We start from the raw sequence: 18,903 nt of genomic DNA on the forward strand, positions 1-18,903 counted from the left end.
CCCATTGATAAAAAACATAAGGCTATATTGGCTGTTCATTGGTGGCGATATGTCACTAGTTAACACGTAATGGGGCAAAACTGAGTTGCCCTGACCAACAGCTGGGCAATACTTTCTTACCAACACAGTTGTGATACCACTTTGAGACACTCTGCATTGGCGTACTCCGGTACTTTTTGCGCGTAATTAACAAGAAATGTGCACTAGTGCTAAGTTACGAATGGGGTGATAAGTAGGTGATACCGCAAGTGATACAATGTTGTTTCAACAAACCTATACAATAAAGTTGAGAGACAAGATGACCGAATTCGAAAAGATGCTTGCGGGCGAAGACTTTGACGGCGGCGCAGAAAGTATTAATCATATCCGTCAAAATGCTTCGAATTTATTGCTGACCATTAACCAAAATACAGATAACTCTCAACGTGGTGAACTGCTTCAACAGCTAATGGGCAATATTTCAACTTCTAGTATCGTCCGCTCTCCATTTTATTGTGAGTTCGGCAAGACGATTTCGATCGGAGAAAAAACCTTCATCAACATGAATGTGACTATGTTGGATGGCGCAAAAATTACTATTGGCAATAACGTGTTGATTGGCCCGAACACGCAGCTCTACTGTGCTAGCCACGACTTGAACTATCTCAAACGTCGTAACTGGGAAACCATCTGCGATCCTATTACCATTGAGGATGATGTGTGGATTGGTGGCAATGTTGTGATCAACAAAGGTGTGACCATAGGTGCGCGCTCTGTGATTGCGGCTAACTCAGTCGTTAATACAGATGTGCCGCCTGATTCACTGTTTGGTGGAACGCCTGCTAAGTTAATCAGGATGATTCATGAAAATGAACAGGGTCATGAGAACGAATAGGCTATAAGGGACGGAGTTTTCCAAAATCTTATGTAGCGCCTACAGCCATGGGCTGAAATGAGTTACAAAGGCCAACAAAAAAAGCGGAGTGTTTGACACTCCGCCTCTGATGTTCTGAGATAACGTTCACACCGAGTTATTATCGATGCAATTCATAATTGCTCAACTCATTTTACGGCCGTAATCTATGATGCTCTGACGATATATCTCGAGCAGCTCGGCATCCTTTACGGCAACGCCCACACGTTGCGGCGTATGCTTCTCCCACTCATCATGGAGATACTTGCGCCCATCAAACTTCTGAATGGTCATCCCTTCGGCGGGTCCATCGGTCACCACGCGTACCGGCCCCTCTCTGAGGGTAAAGAGTTCAGGGTCTATCACATAGGCGATGGCTGACGGGTCGTGCACATGACAGGCATCGAGGCCCACCTTCTCTTTATAAAACTTAAGATAGTAGCGACTGACGTCCCAGATAAATTGGCCGACTTCACCGGCATCGTCACGAAGCTTGTCCAGATAATCTCCGGTAAAGAAGCTCTGCTCGGTCACATCCAGACCGATAATAACCACAGGCCAGGCGGCACTGAAGACGATATCGGCCGCATGGGGGTCGTCATGAATATTAGCCTCGGCATAGGGAGTCACATTCCCCCGGTGATCGTTGACGCCGAATGCGCCTCCCATGATCACAACCTCTTTGACCAGGTTGACAATTTCCGGCTCGGCCTGCAGGGCTAAAGCCAGGTTAGTCAGAGGACCGATTGCCACAAGAGTGATCTCATTAGGCTCGGCTTTTACCGCATCGATAATATACTGATAAGCGGGGCGAGCATCGGCCTCACCTTCGACCTCGGCGGGAACTTCCACATCCCCGAAGCCACTCTCGCCATGCACGACCACGGTAGGGCCGACCGGAGGGCGCACTATGGGTTTACTCGCCCCCTGGACAATATCGGCCTCCAGTTGATACTTCTGCTTGAGATAAAGCGCATTATGGGTCGCCCCTTCAATGGTCACATTACCGTAAATAGTGGTAATCGCCTTTAGCTCAATCTCAGGGTGCGCCTCGGCGAACAGGATCGCCATTACATCATCGATACCCGGATCTGTGTCTAATATGATTTTTTTTGTCATTGAATTTTTCATCCTGTTTAATGGTATGCCGATATCTGCATGCTTCACTCTCCGACTTCAGTCGTAGGGCTCTTTGGAGTAGAAGAGTGAATCAATAAATATAACAGCTTAACTTTATCAGTCTGATTCAGCCCCGGTAAACCTCCAATCAGAGGTAGCCGAAAGCCCATACAGATAGCGAGAAACTTAAGCTTAATCAAGAAAACCAATATACGAGAAGCCTGAATCAATGAGTGTGATAGGTCCTGAAACTTACACAAAAAAGAGAACAAGTCTGTTCGTTTTTGCAGAGCCTTCACCATCATAAGCCGAAAGCTATTCGGTTCACTCATCTATGGCTTCAATGAGTGGCCTCCCCCGCTATTGAAGTTGAACTCCCTAGGGTTCCAATGATATGGCGCTCTCGCCATCGGCTCATTTTGGCTTGCTGCCAACGAATCCGGTATAGGGCTCAGGCCTTATGCCGTTTTATTTAATGGTTCGGTAGCAGGAGAAGATGGAAAAATGATTTGCTCCCCCCTCTACGAGAGCCCCGAGTTTCAATCGCTGCCACGCCTTAGCATCCCCTTATCGAACATCCTGTAGCTGGCCGCCTTATCCTGCTTGGCCGCATACATGGCAACATCGGCAAATTTCACTATCTCTTTCCTATCAAGAGAATCATCAGGAGACACCGCGACACCGACGCTGATCGATATATCGACTTCACGCCCCTCGATACTCGCCGGATGTTTAAACTCACTAACTATGTTATTGACCACATTATGAACATCGGTGATATTTTTGATATTTTTTACGATCACCAAAAACTCATCCCCCCCCACCCGAAATACCGTATCGCTGTCGCGTACGGCATACTTAATACGATAAGCGGTCTCTTTAATCACTAAATCACCGACGTGATGCCCATGCTGGTCATTGATCTGCTTAAAGCGGTCGAGATCGATAAACAGCACGGCGATCATCTCTCCGGTTTCCTGTAATTCATCGATAACGGTCTCTATCTCCTGGGGCATGGTGAGCCTGTTCTTTAATCCGGTCAACTCGTCATGATGCGCCTTGAAACCGAGATCCCGCTCCCGTTCATAGACCTTTTCACTCATAACAAAGAAGGTTGAGAGTAAGTGCCCCATCTCATCGTTTTTAACCACATCACTCACTTCAAGCTTATGTCCCTCCTCCAGTTTTTTAACGCTGGAGAGCAGCAACTCCAGAGGAGTGAAGAAGCTGCGCCGTAAAAAGGTGATGGTCATGAAGTAGAGCGCAATGAACAGGGCTATCTCAACCGCTATGAGTGTCGTTATCTGGGCCCTGTTTTCTCTGAAATCTCCCTTTCTCTGCTCCAACAGCACCTTCTCCGCATTGATAAATGCACCGAAGAGGCTGCGGATAGTATCCATATATTGCTTACCCCGGTTGTCACGTACTATCTGAATCGCACTCTGATTATCACTCCCCAGAACCAGCTCTATGGTCTCCTCCAACTCCTGAAACTTAAGCTGCATCTGCTTTTCAATTGAGTCTAAGATCTTCTGTTGATCAGGGTTGTCAGAGGTAAGCGCTTTTAATCTGATAAAGCTCTCGTTAGCGATAAGCACGCCATTATGATAGGGCTCAAGATAAGCGGAGTTGGTAGTCAGCAGATATCCCCGCTGACCGGTTTCGGCATCTTTCATCGCTCCCGACAGCACCTGTGTTTCATTCAGTACCTCGTGCGTATGGATCACCCACCTCAGCTTCTCCTCACCATAGCTCTCTAACTGGAAGGTAAAAATCGAGTTGAAAATTGCTGCTAAAAAAAGCAAACCCAACAATAGCGATAGCTTTAAGCGAATACTCAAGCTGACTCTCCCTGTATTTCCAAAATACAAAAATAAACGGATTCGGAATATCTCCCAGTAGCAACTAAGAGCAGAAACAATATCCGGACAAAATCGTCACACCCTGTAATATTTTTTTATTAGCATTATAACCTACAGGCTCAAAAATAGTTGAAATATCAGGCAATATATAGAGCTTTCAGGGATAACGGATAAATACGGGATCTGAAACAAAGCAAGATGAGGCAGATAACTGACCAAGAGGGATAAATCAGAGCCGGGCCCGAAGTCAGACATTTTTCACTAAATCCGATCCCCCATGTTATATTAGCGCCCATATTCAGTCAGGTAGTCAAAAAGGTTAATAAATGAAGATCGGTATTATTGGCGCTATGGAGCCGGAAGTTGCGCACTTAGTCGAGTCGATGGAAAACCCAAGCTCTACAACAATTGCGGGGATCGAATTTGTTGCGGGCCAGCTTGCGGGCAAAGAGGTTGTCGTCACCCGCTCCGGTATCGGCAAAGTCACCGCCAGCATAGCAACTACGTTACTCATCGAAAAATACGCACCTGACGCGATCATCAATACTGGTTCTGCGGGTGGTTTCGCCGACGAACTGGCTATCGGCGATATCGTTATCTCATCTGAACTACGTCATCACGATGTCGATGTAACCGCATTCGGCTACGAGATAGGGCAGATGGCACAGCAACCGGCGGCGTTTATCCCGGATGCAAAACTGGTAGGTGCAGCACAAAAGGCCGTAGCCAGCCTGGGCGAAGTCAAAGCCATCGAAGGTTTGATCTGCACCGGTGACAGCTTTATCTGCGATCCGGTCCGCACTAAGACTATGTTGGAGCACTTCCCGACCATGGCGGCATGTGAGATGGAGGGTGCCGCGATTGCCCAGGTATGTCATCAGTTCGATGTACCATTTGTCGTTATTCGCTCTCTCTCTGATAATGCTAACAATGACTCACCCGTCGATTTCGATGAGTACTTAGTCAAGGCGGGTCACCATTCTGCATTAATGGTGATAGCACTTCTCAAGCAACTTTAACAGACACCGCTGTTTAACAGGCTTTATGCAACAAGCACAATGGGTTACATAACGCCATTCTAGGTAAAGATCATGGTTCCAGAGTTTGCGACGCAACTGCTCAATGACACTCCTCTGTATCAGGGAGCCATGATCCTTATCATCAGCCTGCTGCTCTCAAAAGTCGCCCCCCTGCCACGGGACTACCAGCCTATCGTCTGGTTTGGGTTTCTGGCGAAAGAGCTTGCGGCCAAGGTCAATCGCCCGGGTCGTGCACCATCGCAACAACTCATTGCTGGTACCTTAGCCTGTGCCCTGTTGGTCTTGCCCTTTTCGGCGATCATGACCTTCCTGATGCAACTTGCCGCCTTCCCCTGGTTCTTTGAGTTTATCACCCTATATATCTGTCTCAACGATGAGAACTTCAATCAGACCGCCATAGAGGTAAAACAAGCCTTGAGCCGGGAGGAGAAGGGAAGAGCCAGGTCCACACTCTCACCCTGGCTCTACAGGGATACCAGACAACTGAGCGAAGTTGGTATTGCCAAAGCAACCATAGAGAAGCTGGTCACTACACCAGTTTACGGTACGGTATCGACCATCATCTTCTTCAGCATCGGCGGTGCACCTCTGGTACTGATAACCAGAATGCTCAAGCAGCTTGAGCTATGTTGGCCAGCCATCAATCCCAAATTTACTCACTTCGGGAAACCGGTCTACCTGTTGAGTACCCTGTTTTTCCTCATTCCCGGCTGGTTATGGAATATCAGCATGGCAATTCAGGGAGGGCCTAAGAGTATTCTCAGCCTGTTTAAGCCCCTGCCCAATAATCAGCCTTTCTATAACTGCATCCATACCTGTTCTATCGCCGCAAGCGTATTAAACATAGAACTGGGGGGGCCGATGAAGTTTAACGGGACCAAGATTGATACGCCAAGACTAAGCTATGGCCCCAAGCCCGATGGCGAGTCGATAACCTCAGCCATCAAACTGACCAATGTCACCTATGCCATCTGGCTCTTCTTCGTGATTAGCATCCCACTGATTTGGGCCGGCTTACGCTATCTACAGGGCTGAGCTTTCAGGTAAAACAGTCATCACCTCCTATTTACAAGTTAATCTGTTTGGTATTCACAAATTCCATTGGTATTATTCACCTCATTCACCTCAATTTCCGCTACAGGCAGTCAACTTTGTTTGAACATATTCATGTATCTTTAACCACTCCGGCACTCCTGTTTCCGGCAATTTCACTGCTGTTACTGGCATATACCAACCGTTTTTTCTCCTTAGCCGCGCTGATCAGAAGTTTGAGCAATGACGGTAAGCCGGTTCACAGTGAACAGTTAAAGAACTTAAGGCAGAGGATCATCATCATCAGGCGCATGCAGGAATCCGGTGTCTTGAGTTTCGCACTGTGCGTGCTGTGTATGATCTTCATCTATGTCGGGCTCAACAAGATAGGCTCCCTTATTTTCGGTTGTAGTCTGTTACTTCTGCTCTACTCCCTGCTTCTGTCGGTGAAGGAGATACGTATCTCGGTCGATGCACTCAACCACCATCTTAAAGAGATGGATCAATGAGCGAATGGATCTACTTTTTCGATCTGTGCGGTACCGCCGTTTTTGCACTCTCCGGAGCGCTCGCCGCGGGCCGCCATCGAATGGATCCCTTCGGTGTCATCGTTCTTGCCTCTGTCACTGCTGTGGGCGGTGGCAGCATTCGTGATGCCCTGCTGGGCACCACACCGGTTTTCTGGATACGTGACCCCAACTACATCATAGTCATACTACTCACCGTCCTTTTAACCATGCTCTTTGTGCGAAAGCCAAAAAAAGTGCCGCAACACACCCTTCCCATAGCCGATGCGCTGGGACTCGCCCTATTTACCGTAATTGGAGCCGAGAAGGCACTCAGTCTCGAACTCGGGGGGATGATAGCCGTAGTAATGGGCTTGATAACCGGTGTCGGAGGAGGCATTATTCGAGACTTGTTGTGCCGTCAGATCCCCATGATCTTAAGAACCGAGATCTACGCCACCGCATCTATTGTTGGCGGGATCAGCTACAGCCTGAGTATTCACTTAGGGGCTGTCGACAAACAAGCTCTGGTGCTTGCGATGATAGCCGCCTTAGCCATCAGGTTGGCCGCTATAAAATGGCACCTTTCTCTACCTGCATTTGATCTGAAGACGAACAAACAATGAACTTGCGATATCTCTGGTTAATTTTTACTTTTTTCAGCCTTCCTTCGATGGCCAACAGCGGAGAGATGCCTGTCGAGCAACAGCTTGCCGTAAGGTATATTCAGGCACTGACCGATCATGACTACAAAACTCTGTTCAACTTTTACAACCGGGACAGCGTGTTCAATGACAGGACTGCGAGCAAAAAGTATACCGGAAGACGTCATATACTCAGCTTTCTTAAGCGTGCCCATCAGGGCGTTCTCGAATATGGCTTTAATATTGAGCATATGTTTAACTCCGGCTCCCTTGTCGTCATGATCGGCAACTATCACTATAAAGGACCCGGTGAACAGTTCGGTAAACCCGGAAAAATTATCGACTTAGCGATCCCTGGGGTTACAACGGTAAAATTAGATATGGACACCAATAGGGTCAAGGAGCATGAAGATCTGATGGATTACCAAACCATGGCGGACCAGTTAGCGGTTCAGTGACTCAGCTGCGCTTAGCGAAGGGGCAGCTACCTTGCAGGGTTAGCTCCCCCACCTCTCTTCGAAGCGATTTTTCAATAATAACAACTCTTAAACCCGGCTAAACGGCCCCTCCTGATAACCATCGACTAATATTATTACTACAGCCATTTTTGTACTCATGGTTCGGGGAGCTATATATGGCGTCGGTGACAGAACTTACGGGGGAAAGACCCTTAGCCGAAGAGGAGTTATTTGGCCACCCCAAGGGCCTGTATATCTGTTTTGCCACAGAGATGTGGGAGCGCTTCTCTTTCTATGGCATGAAGTATCTGCTACTTCTCTACCTGACCAAGTATCACCTGTTTTCCGACGGAGCCGGCCTCGAGGTCCTGGGCGCCTACGCCGGCCTGGTTTACTCACTGCCGGTGATAGGTGGTATGCTAGCCGACCGATACTTAGGCATGCGCAAGGCCGTCATATTCGGCGGAATATTGCTATGTGTTGGCCACCTGTTGATGGCTGTCGAAGGACACCAGGCCGTTGAGTACGCTGCCGGCAGCGAACTCATCTCAGATATAACCCTCAGCGACGGTACGCTTCTGTTGGCCGGCACTGTGCTAACCGAAACGGTTCATATTCGTGACCTGGCCGCCCTCAACATCTTCTATCTGGCCTTGGCCCTGATAGTGGTAGGTGTCGGCTTTTTAAAACCCAATATCTCCACCATAGTGGGCCAGCTCTATGATAAAGACGATATCCGGCGGGACTCGGGCTTCACCATATTTTATATGGGGATCAATATCGGCGCCTTCGCCGCGACAATTATCTGTGTCTACCTGGGCGAGACATTCGGCTGGGGCTATGGCTTCGGCTGCGCGGGAGTCGGCATGCTGATCGGTCTGCTCACCTTCCTCAAAGGACAGAAATTTCTGAGGGGCTTAGCCGAGCCCCATGCGCCAGAGCTGCTTTCAGAGAAAGTGCTGGGGCCTGTCAGCCGTGAGTTGATGATCTACATAGCAGCCATACTGAGTTTGGGGCTTATCTGGCTCGTGATCCAGCACGAGACTCTGGTTTTTACCGCTCAGCAGATTGTACTCGTGGTATCGGGCATAGGCCTGATTAGCTATGCCGCATACAAGGGCACCAGAGAGGAGATGCACCAGATGAGCGTTCTGATGGTACTCATCGCATCGACCATAGTTTTTTGGGCGCTGTTCGAACAAGCTGCAGGCTCTATGACGCTGTTCGCCGATAGAGTGGTTGACCGTAACATTCTGAATATTGAGATAGCAGCGGGTCAATTTGGCTCTCTCAATGCAGGATTCATCATGTTACTCGCCCTGCCCTTTGCGGCTTTTTGGGTCTGGCTGGACAAGTTTAAGCTCAACCCCAATATCCCGGTAAAGTTTGGCCTTGGGATCATTCAGGCCGGGCTTGGATTCGGGGTACTCGTGCTTGGCTCCCATTTCCCCGATGAGGCGGGAAAGATGAGTCTGTGGTGGCTGGTATTGGCCTACCTGCTCCATACCACGGGTGAGCTTTGCCTCTCTCCCGTGGAGCTTTCAGCCGTGACTAAGCTGGCCATTCACCGGGTCGTCGGCCTCTCCATGGGCGTCTGGTTTCTTGCAACGGCACTCTCGGAGACTCTGGCCATGCGTCTGGGACAACTGGCAGCCATCGACAGATCGGCGAGTGTCGATATGGATATCACCCTTGCCGCACAGACCTACACACAGCTATTTGAATTTTTGATGTGGACCGGCCTACTCTGCGGTGCTTTTCTCATCCTTATCTCACCGATACTGACGCGGGGTATGCACGGTGTTCGTTAACCACTGAAAAGTTTAAGGCTGAAATAGAAACGGCCTGCAGATGCAGGCCGTTTATCGATTCATCCAGCTGAAGCGGCTAATCTCCCCCGCCTCAGCTTTTAACACATAGACGTTAAATCTGTGTTTTAAACCAGAGTGATCTTAGCAAACTTACGCTTACCTACCTGAAACACACCGCTGGTTCCGGCACTAAGCTGTAAACGGGTGTCTTCAATCTTTGCCCCGTCTATCTTGGCTGCGCCCTGCTTGATCATACGCATCGCATCGGAAGTCGAACTTACCAGCCCAGCCTCTTTAAGCAGGTTAGCGATAGCGATTCCTTCACCGGCGGCGATCTCCAACTCTTGAATATCGTCAGGAATCGCACCTTTCTGGAAGCGGTTGATAAACTCCTGATGGGCGGCATCGGCAGCGGCTTCATCATGGAAACGCTCAATGATCTCTTTCGCCAACGCAATCTTGATATCGCGGGGGTTAGCACCGGCTTCAACATCGGCCTTAAACTGCTCGATCTCTCCAAGAGGGCGGAATGATAACAGCTCGAAGTAGCGCCACATCAACTCATCAGAGATAGACATGATCTTACCGAACATCTCACCGGCCGGCTCATTCACACCGATATAGTTATGCGCAGACTTAGACATCTTCTTCACGCCATCGAGGCCTTCAAGCAGTGGCATCATGATAACGGTTTGCGGCTTCTGCCCTTCTGACTTTTGCAGCTCACGACCCATAAGCAGGTTAAACTTCTGGTCAGTACCACCCAGCTCGACATCAGACTCCAGTGCAACTGAGTCATAACCCTGTAGCAGCGGGTACATAAATTCGTGAATCGCGATAGACTGACCCGAAGCATAACGCTTCTTAAAGTCATCACGCTCCATCATACGTGCAACGGTCTGCTTGGATGCCAAACGGATCATGCCGGCTGCGCCCATAGGTTCAAGCCAGCTTGAGTTAAACTCGATACGCGTCTTTGCCGGGTCTAAGATCTTATAGACCTGCTGCTTATAGGTTTCAGCATTAGCCAATACCTGCTCACGGGTCAAAGGAGGACGAGTGCTGTTCTTACCGCTTGGATCACCAACCATACCGGTAAAGTCACCGATCAAGAAGATAACCTCATGACCCAGCTCCTGAAAGGTGCGCATCTTATTGAGGATCACGGTATGACCTAAATGAATATCAGGCGCGGTAGGATCGGCTCCAAGCTTGATACGCAAGGGGCGCCCCTCTTTTAATTTTTCCAGCAGATCCGCTTCGAGCAAAATCTCATCGGTACCACGTTTAATTTCTGCTAATGCTTGGTCTAAATCAGCCATCTCGCCAGCTACTCCAAAGGGCCTATTACAAAATAAAGAGAGTCATGTTACTTGTTAGCCAGCACAAATGAAAGTGTGTACACTAAGGGGATCGGTATAAGCGACAAAAAATGCTATTTAGTGTGACGGGAAAGGGGTCGATGGGAAAGGTTATCACGTTATTAAAATTACTGCCTAGGCTGCATCAGATACTACTGACTCTTCTGGTATTGGTCACACTGATCATCATTCTTATTCCCGCCGATGATGCTCAGGCATCGAAAAACACCAACACTCAGCTTTCCGGCAGCATAGATCTGGGCAACGGCTCGGATAATACGGCTTCAGATATCGCAAACAGAAACGCAGAGCAGTTAAAGCTACCGCTGGCATTTCGTAAACCCGCCCCACCAGCTGGGATCGCTTCATCCCCGGATTCTCAAACGGCTGCATCGAAAGAGATTCACTCCATAGATGAAGACACTGCGAAAAGCCCGGAGGCGATGCGGACCGAGAAGTTGGATGTGGAACATTTCAAGGTAAAAAGCGGAGATACCTTAGCGGCGCTCTTTAATCGTGCCGGTCTTAGTTCCAGAGATGTCTACGAGATAACCTTGCTGCCCAAGGCAAAGAAAAATCTGCTGAAGATAATGCCGGGCGAAGAACTCATCATAGCCAAAAATGCTGCCGGGAAACTCGCTGAACTAAAATACCAGCTCAACCCGATATCGACTCTGGTCATCACCAGAAGCGACGCCGGTTATAAAGAGAGTATCAGCGAAAAGCAGGTAGAGAGTCGCACAAAATTCGCCAGTGCGACCATTAGCAGTAACTTCTGGAACGCCGGAGTGGGAGCCGGACTGACACCAAATCAGATCATGCAACTGGCCACAATCTTCGGCTGGGACATAGATTTCGCGCTGGATCTCAGAAAGGACGATCACTTCGCTCTCATATACGAAGAGGAGTATGCCGACGGTGAGTTCCTGAGGAACGGCAATATTCTAGCGGCAGAATTCAGTAACCAGGGGGACCGCTATACGGCGGTGCGCTATACCGACGGTAACTATTACTCCGAAGAGGGACACAGCATGCGTAAAGCCTTCCTCCGCTCTCCGGTAGACTTCAAATACGTAAGCTCAAGCTTTAATCCAAAACGTCTCCATCCTGTCACAGGAAAGGTCAGGGCCCATAGAGGCGTAGATTACGTCGCCAAGGTAGGAACCCCGATCAAGGCCGCAGGTAAAGGGCGAGTCATCAAGTCAGCCTACAATCAATACAATGGTAACTATGTCTTTATTAAACATAATGACACCTATACCACTAAGTACCTCCACCTGAAAAAGCGCAAAGTTAAGCAGGGCGCAACCGTTAAACAGGGACAAGTCATAGGCACATTAGGCGCAACGGGGCGTGTCACCGGAGCCCACCTGCATTATGAGTTCATCGTCAACGGGGTACACCGTAATCCGAGGACCATAAAACTCCCTAAATCACTGCCCATTGCCAAGAAAGATAAACCTAAGTTTATGGCGCTTAGCAAACAGATCATGGCTAAACTTCAACATAACAAACAAGTTTATCTGGCGTCACAGTAATCAGGCTCAAATCGCTAAACAGTGACCACCCCGCCAATCCTCCGGGTCAACCGAGCCGGAGGATATGCCAGACAGGTTTCAAGAATTCAACCTGGGATAGACAGCGATGAAACATGCCGATGCCCAGCCGACAACGGATAATAATGATGAATACAAACTATTTTATAGGGTTAATGTCGGGTACCAGCATGGATGGTATCGATGCCGTACTGGTCGACTTTGGCTCAAAAAATCCCAGGCTGCTTGCCAAACACAGCCAGGTTATTCCTAAGCACACCCTGAGAAACCTACAGCGACTCTGTTTACCAGGCAATGATGAGATCAACCTCCTCGGCCAGTTAGACCGCAGTGTTGGCCTGTTATTTGGCGCCGCAGTCAACGCACTTCTGGATAAGGCGGGAGTATCCGCCGAACAGGTCGTAGCCATAGGCAGCCACGGACAGACAGTAAGACACATGCCTAATCTGGACATGGGTTTTACACTTCAGATCGGCGACCCTAATACCATAGCCGTTAAAACCGGCATTGATGTCATCGCAGACTTCAGGCGCAAAGATATCGCACTCGGCGGTCAGGGAGCCCCGCTTGTTCCTGCGTTCCACCAACAGATGTTTGCCAGGCCGGACACTCCCCGGGTGATCCTCAATATAGGAGGGATAGCTAACCTCACCTACCTGCCGGGTAATACCGATGATGTGATAGGCTTCGATACCGGCCCCGGAAATACCCTGATCGACGCCTGGATACAACAGGTAAAAGATCTGCCCTACGACAAAGATGGTATCTGGGCCGCAAGCGGAACGACCGATGAAAAGCTGCTTAACCACCTGCTTTCACACACCTACTTCTCTCAACCTTTCCCTAAGAGCACCGGGCGTGAGCTGTTCAATCAAGCCTGGCTCGAGCAGCAAGCCGCCGATTTCGGATACCTCAATGAAGCCGACATTCAATCCACCCTGCTTGACGTCACCTGTCACAGCATAGCCAAAGAGACCCGTGCCCTGTCGCCCAGAGGGGAGATGTTTGTCTGTGGTGGGGGCGCGTTTAACACCGAATTGATGTCACGTCTGGCAAAGTTACTACCCGGATACAGGCTCGAAACGACTCAGGAGCTGGGCATTGCCCCCCAATGGGTTGAGGGCATTGCCTTTGCCTGGCTGGCAATGCGTCACCATCAAGGTCTGCCCGGCAACTTGCCCGCTGTAACCGGAGCCTCCAGAGAGGCGGTGCTGGGCTCTCTGTTCCCGGCGGCATAATTAACATGGCCGCAGCTATCCCACTGCGGCCAATAAAAATCAATCAATGTAATAACTTATGTTTGAGCTTAATCACATCACGTTTCGAATACTCAGACAGGGTCATCAATAAACGTCTCTCACCCGGGATATAGCTCATGGCCCCAAAGGAGCTCAGACTGCTCGATGGCAACTTCAAAATTGGCGTGGTGAGATCCGTAGTAAAGCTGCGATAGTTTATCAACTGGTATCCCGTGTGTACCTCCCGAAAGTACACCCCCTTATCGGTTACAGTCCAGTTATAGCTCTCCCTGAAATCCTCGGCTGCGATCACAGGTTCTACCCGTTGCGGCTGCGAAATGTCCATTCTCCAGAGGCCATACTCATCATAACGGGTAAACAGTATGGTATTAGCGTCTGTCATCTTACTTAAACGTACATCGATGGAGCTCAGATGTTTTGGCGCCTCATTGTGCAGCGAGAAGGCAGTTAACCCCTCATGCGTCGATGATAGCACCCACTCATCCCCCCATGCCCAACCCGGCCTTCTATGATCTAAAAACCTTGAGGGCAATATGCTGATGCCACCACTGGAGAGATCCAGGATGTGGATCTTATTGCCCTCATTTTTATCGTCAGGGGCCAGAAACGCAATTTTACTGCCATCGTGTGACCACGATGGATAGGCGACCCTTCTCTTGAGATCGGTGAGCTGCACCCGATTGAACCCGTTATGATCTGAAGTCCACACCTCATTGAACCCGGTCTCATTGGACACATAGGCGATTCGCTTGGTAACAGATGAGTAATCGGGGTTACGGTAACTGTATTCCGCCTGAGAGATGGGAAATACGGTAGAAGGAATATCCTGATCTAAGGCCAGATAGGCAAGGCTAAAATCTTTAATATAGTTGGAATAGACCAGCTCATCCCTGTGAGGAATGAATTTGGGGTAGCTGAACCCTGAAATCGACAGCGGTAATAGCTCTTTAGACTCGATATCGACAACAAAGCCATCCCTTATCCCGGAATTTTCGGTACTGAAAACCAGCGTCTGACTATCAGGCCCCCAGCTCAAGCCCCTAATATCCTCTAACCCCTGAGTCAGGCGCACCTCTTCACCGCTTAAGATATCCTGTATAAAAATATCTTCAGAGATGGTGCCATAGCGCCTCGCTATTGCTATCCACTTCCCGTCGGGGCTGAAGGCAACATCCCTATCACGGTAACCGCAGTTACTTTCACAGGAGAATCGAACCGGGGCTGAGTCCGCCTCCTCCAGCTCAAGCAGGTATAGACCTGAATCGAGTTCCTCTCTCTCCCGCCAGATATAGACAAGGGTTCCTCCATCGGTCGAAATATCCAGTGCTGAGGTATAGGAGTAACACTCTGCCAGCCGACTCACTTCATGACTCTCCAATATGAGGCGGTTCATGCTGCACTCACGGGTCTGGCTGTCTTCACTGGGGTAGATCAACGACTTGCCATCAGGAGCCCAGACGGCCCTCAGTTCGCGGGTACGTTTCGATGTCAGCCGCTTGGGCGTCTGGGCCGGAGACGCTAAGTCTTTGAGGTATAAGTTAGACCGTTTCCCATAAACTAACCAACGTCCGTCGGGGGAGACAGCAGGATACAGCTCTGCTCCCGCAGAACGGGTCAACTGAATCAGCTCCGTCTGCAACAAACGCTGACTGTCTTGGTACAGGTGAAAGCCGGCTCCGCCACAGAGAATCAGCAGCAGGGTTATCGCGACACATACACCGGAACGTAACTGACGGCTCAGACGCTTAACCTTAGCCTGCTCGGCTCGCAGCAGATCCGGCTTATCCACCAGGTCGGAGGCATCGAATTCAGGCTCAATCAATAATCGATAGCCGGTTTTTCTCACCGTCTCTATCGCCTGTTCGCCGCCAAGCAGGGGGTTAAGCTGTTTTCTCAGGTGCCAGACAGCATTAGTCAGCGCCTTAGCTCCGACATAACGATTCCCCTCCCAGATGCAATCGATAAGCTCATCTCTGGTCACAACATTCGGATACTTCCGCGCCAGTAAACTCAGTAATTCGATAAACTTTGGTTGAATAGAGACCTTTGCATGGCTCACACCTTGCGGGAGCGGCTCAGAGAAGTTAAGGCTATTCTCGTTGGGGATCACTTCACAGTCCCCCAGCCTGAAAATCGCCTCTTTATCTATCTCTATCATTCAAATCTCCTGCAGCCGTCGAATCTATTGTTAATATCTGTTCAACTTCCCCCTTTGAAAGCTTACAACTAACCAACATGGTAAAACAAGTCTCCACCTCGCCAAAGTTGAAGCGTAACAACCTGTTTTAAAAAAGAATAGATATTAAATAGATATATAAACAACAAATAAACGACACGTCGAACATTGCTGCCAAATAACAAATTAATTACAAATAATGCCGGTTGACAGCTTGCGACTCGGTGTAGTGCTAATCGACATCACTCCTCTGGAGATACCTCTCCCTCCAAAAAAGGTGACGGAGGCCCAAGAGTGAAACTGCTAGGTAAATTATAAAAATAAGGACAGCAATCAGATGAAATCACAGATGAAATTATCGGCTTTAACCCTAGCTATGGTGGCACTAGCGCCGTCATCGCTACTGGCCGCAGAGAGTTCTGCCGTAACAGATGGCGCAAATGAGAAAATTGAAAAGATTGAGGTGACGGGTTCCCGAATCAAGCGTGCCGATTTCGAAGGTGTCGCACCTGTAACCGTGATCTCGGCAGATGAGATCGCTAACAGTGGCCTAAGCTCAATCTCCGAAGTACTACAATCATCGGTGGCTAACAACGGTGGCTCCCTAAACGGTGAGAGTGACGGCTTTACCGATAGTGCAAGCTCAGTCAACCTTCGCGGCATGGGCGCAAACAGAACCTTGGTACTGATCAATGGTCGTCGTCAGGCTTCATTCCCATCGGCGGCAGGCGGTACCTCAAACTTTGTCGATACCTCGGACATCCCAACCGCCGCAGTCGAGCGTATAGAGATCCTCACCGGCGGAGCTTCGGCAATCTATGGTTCCGATGCTGTTGGTGGTGTGGTTAATATCATCCTCAAGAAGCAGTATGACGGTGCCAAAGCAGAAGCTAAGTACTCAGATACAACCCAGGGAGGTGGAGAGCAGTTTGATCTATCTTACCTTCAGGGAATTAATACCGAAAACAGCCAAACTCTGATCATGCTCGAATACAAGCAGGTCGGCGCTATCCAGACTTATCAGCGTGACGATCTATACAGCCCTGCCTACTATGAAGATGAAGATGGAAATACTCGTTGGGGTGCGGGTCCTTTCGGTGACGCATCCCCCTCCAGCTGGGCTGCATGGGTTAGGGATTACTCTAAGGTGTATACCGATGATAAATATAGCCCTCTAGATGAGGCACAGTGCACTAACCTCTTCGGCGATAAGGGCATCTACACGCCGGTTGGAAAGTATGATTGTTACTATGACAAGTATGCCGATCGCGGGCTACAGTCAGAGTATGACAGAGTTAACTTAGTGGTTAACAGTACATATGATCTCAATGATGAGTGGCAATTATACGGTATGCTCAATGCCTCCTATAAAGAGTCAACCAAATACAAAGATGAGAAAGGTTTCGGCGTCAATATCTACGAAGATGAAGCCACGGGTGCTTTAAGTTACGCCAGTTCCGATTTCGATGACTACAACAAGTTCCAGGTGCGCCGTCGTATGGAGGAGTATCCCGGACCACGCACCTACGACACGCAAAATACTAAGGCATCGCTTGCCTTCGGTGCTAATGGAACCATAGGCGATTATGAGTTAGACCTGTCATGGTCCAGTAGCTATAACAAATATGAGAAGCAGAACCACCATATGGTTCGTGCCGATGCCCTGCTGGATATCGTCACCTTCGATCCCAACGATACCGATGTGTCTAAATGGTACCCTCTCAACGAGTTAACTTCTGAACAAGCCGATATGCTTATTGCTGACTCGACTAAAAACTCAGACTCCAGCATGCACCAGTTCCAGGTGGTATTTACCGGTGACTTGATGGAGCTGGAAGCGGGGACAGTTGGCTTTGCAACCACGGCAGAGTGGGCACGCGAAAGCTATGAAGATACATTAGATGAAACCACCATGAGCGGCGGTTTAATCGGCATGGGCGGTACAGGTGGTGAGGGTGACCGTGACCGGGTAGCCGTTGCCGGCGAGCTACAAGTTCCCCTGCTTGCCAACATCACAGGCGTAAAATCTCTGGACCTGTCGGCGGCGCTGCGTTATGACCAATACCTCGATGACTCAGATGTAGACGGCGCAACCACCCCACAGGTAGGTCTGACCTACCGCCCTGTCGACGAGGTGATGGTACGCGCTAACTGGGGTAAGAGTTTCCGCGCACCGGATATGCACCGCCTATATGCAGGACTAACTCGCGGCTATAGCAGTATCGATGTTCCCCATCCGACAGATCCAAATGATATCTACGAAGATGATTACGTCTCGTATAACTCGGGTAACCTTAACCTCGAAGAGGAGAAGGGCGAATTCTGGAACCTGGGGGTCGTAGCCAACTTAACCGACAATGCCGATCTGACACTTGACTGGTGGAATATCGAGCTCGAAGGGGCGGTCAAGACCATCTCCAGCTACGATGTGATTAACGATCCTAAGTATAACAAGACAGGGCAATACAACGACTGTACAGAGATGTCAGAAGTGGGTTACCTCAATGAGTTCGATGATGATGGCATCGAAAATATAAAGTGTATGCGTAAAGGGCCGATCAACAGTGCCTATGAAGCATCGGAAGGTATCGATGCGAGCTTCAACTACCTGTTCCCTGAGTCTGTTGCCGGTGAGTTTAAATTTAAGCTTGCTGCCTCTTACCTGCTCAAGAAAGAGTACCAGGAGAAAGAGGGAGATCCGATTGAAGAGCAGACTGAGACCGATTACTTCCCTAAGTGGAAGGGTAATGCCAGTCTAAGCTGGAGCTACGAGGACTTTAGTGCCACGATTGCTTACTACTACACAGGTGAGGCTTCGGGTACCGATCTCTTTGAGTACCTTGATGCCGATGGCGAAGATGTTGAGTCGATTGAAACTGATACCTTAGATCCCTATCAGACAATCAACATTACCCTGAGCTATTACACCCCCTGGGAGGGTAAGTTCACCGCCGGTGTGAGAAATCTAACCGATGAAATGCCACCACTGTACGATGTGCGTAACGATAAGCATAACGACTGGCCTTTCTATGAAGATGACAACAGCAGTTACTCTGCCAAGGGTCGTAGCCTGTTCCTGGGTTATTCACAGAAATTCTAATCGAAGCGACATCTAAATCAAAGCGCCCTGCTCGGGGCGCTTTTCCTCTCTATTACAGTGCTATCCCTCTTTTATCAGGAGATAAAA

The 18,903-nt window shown here is 49.3% G+C and carries 14 protein-coding genes; 10 read left to right on the forward strand and 4 right to left on the reverse strand.

Annotation, left to right across the window (positions count from 1 at the left end; all coding sequences use genetic code 11):
* The first annotated feature begins 298 nt into the window (after window positions 1-298).
* A complete protein-coding gene (locus Q1B47_RS17045) occupies window positions 299-874 on the forward strand; it encodes a sugar O-acetyltransferase (RefSeq protein WP_299796204.1) in 576 nt (191 codons plus the stop codon).
* Window positions 875-1,036: 162 nt separating this feature from the next.
* Here the strand turns inward: Q1B47_RS17045 and Q1B47_RS17050 are convergent, their stop codons facing one another.
* A complete protein-coding gene (locus Q1B47_RS17050; RefSeq protein ID WP_299796207.1) occupies window positions 1,037-2,011 on the reverse strand; it encodes a nucleoside hydrolase in 975 nt (324 codons plus the stop codon).
* Between the two features lie 539 nt (window positions 2,012-2,550).
* Entirely contained in the window at window positions 2,551-3,852 is a 1,302-nt protein-coding gene (locus tag Q1B47_RS17055; RefSeq protein ID WP_299796210.1) for a diguanylate cyclase, read from the reverse strand.
* A gap of 347 nt (window positions 3,853-4,199) precedes the next feature.
* Between Q1B47_RS17055 and mtnN the strand changes: the two genes are divergently transcribed.
* From mtnN to Q1B47_RS17085, 6 genes are all read left to right on the forward strand, one after another.
* The gene (mtnN, locus tag Q1B47_RS17060) at window positions 4,200-4,892 is read left to right on the forward strand and encodes a 5'-methylthioadenosine/S-adenosylhomocysteine nucleosidase (RefSeq protein ID WP_299796213.1); all 693 of its coding nucleotides are present in this window, start codon (window positions 4,200-4,202) and stop codon (window positions 4,890-4,892) included.
* A 72-nt stretch (window positions 4,893-4,964) separates the two neighbouring features.
* On the forward strand, window positions 4,965-5,948 hold the full coding sequence (locus Q1B47_RS17065; protein WP_299796216.1) for a cobalamin biosynthesis protein: 984 nt from the start codon (window positions 4,965-4,967) through the stop codon (window positions 5,946-5,948).
* A gap of 128 nt (window positions 5,949-6,076) precedes the next feature.
* Window positions 6,077-6,454: a DUF2721 domain-containing protein gene (locus Q1B47_RS17070; protein WP_299796512.1), complete on the forward strand. Its 378-nt coding sequence runs from the start codon at window positions 6,077-6,079 to the stop codon at window positions 6,452-6,454.
* Complete coding sequence (locus Q1B47_RS17075) at window positions 6,451-7,077, forward strand: trimeric intracellular cation channel family protein (protein WP_299796219.1); 627 nt, start codon at window positions 6,451-6,453, stop codon at window positions 7,075-7,077. The genes Q1B47_RS17070 and Q1B47_RS17075 overlap by 4 nt, the downstream gene beginning before the upstream one ends.
* Entirely contained in the window at window positions 7,074-7,553 is a 480-nt protein-coding gene (locus tag Q1B47_RS17080; RefSeq protein ID WP_299796222.1) for a nuclear transport factor 2 family protein, read from the forward strand. The genes Q1B47_RS17075 and Q1B47_RS17080 overlap by 4 nt, the downstream gene beginning before the upstream one ends.
* 176 nt (window positions 7,554-7,729) lie before the next feature.
* Window positions 7,730-9,364, forward strand: a complete 1,635-nt coding sequence (locus Q1B47_RS17085) for a peptide MFS transporter (RefSeq protein WP_299796225.1) — start codon at window positions 7,730-7,732, stop codon at window positions 9,362-9,364.
* Between the two features lie 125 nt (window positions 9,365-9,489).
* Here the strand turns inward: Q1B47_RS17085 and tyrS are convergent, their stop codons facing one another.
* On the reverse strand, window positions 9,490-10,686 hold the full coding sequence (gene tyrS / locus Q1B47_RS17090) for a tyrosine--tRNA ligase (protein ID WP_299796228.1): 1,197 nt from the start codon (window positions 10,684-10,686) through the stop codon (window positions 9,490-9,492).
* 140 nt (window positions 10,687-10,826) lie between these two features.
* Here tyrS and Q1B47_RS17095 point away from each other — a divergent pair, with 140 nt between their 5' ends.
* Both Q1B47_RS17095 and Q1B47_RS17100 read left to right on the forward strand, forming a co-directional pair.
* Window positions 10,827-12,263: a peptidoglycan DD-metalloendopeptidase family protein gene (locus tag Q1B47_RS17095; RefSeq protein ID WP_299796231.1), complete on the forward strand. Its 1,437-nt coding sequence runs from the start codon at window positions 10,827-10,829 to the stop codon at window positions 12,261-12,263.
* Window positions 12,264-12,409: 146 nt separating this feature from the next.
* The gene (locus tag Q1B47_RS17100; RefSeq protein WP_299796515.1) at window positions 12,410-13,519 is read left to right on the forward strand and encodes an anhydro-N-acetylmuramic acid kinase; all 1,110 of its coding nucleotides are present in this window, start codon (window positions 12,410-12,412) and stop codon (window positions 13,517-13,519) included.
* Between the two features lie 43 nt (window positions 13,520-13,562).
* Here Q1B47_RS17100 and Q1B47_RS17105 read toward each other — a convergent pair whose 3' ends face one another.
* Window positions 13,563-15,698: a winged helix-turn-helix domain-containing protein gene (locus Q1B47_RS17105; protein ID WP_299796234.1), complete on the reverse strand. Its 2,136-nt coding sequence runs from the start codon at window positions 15,696-15,698 to the stop codon at window positions 13,563-13,565.
* Between the two features lie 355 nt (window positions 15,699-16,053).
* On the opposite strand from Q1B47_RS17105, the gene Q1B47_RS17110 reads away from it, so the two are divergent.
* Entirely contained in the window at window positions 16,054-18,816 is a 2,763-nt protein-coding gene (locus Q1B47_RS17110) for a TonB-dependent receptor (RefSeq protein ID WP_299796237.1), read from the forward strand.
* Window positions 18,817-18,903 lie beyond the last annotated feature (87 nt).

Source organism: uncultured Shewanella sp. (assembly GCF_947501225.1).
GTDB lineage: Bacteria > Pseudomonadota > Gammaproteobacteria > Enterobacterales > Shewanellaceae > Shewanella.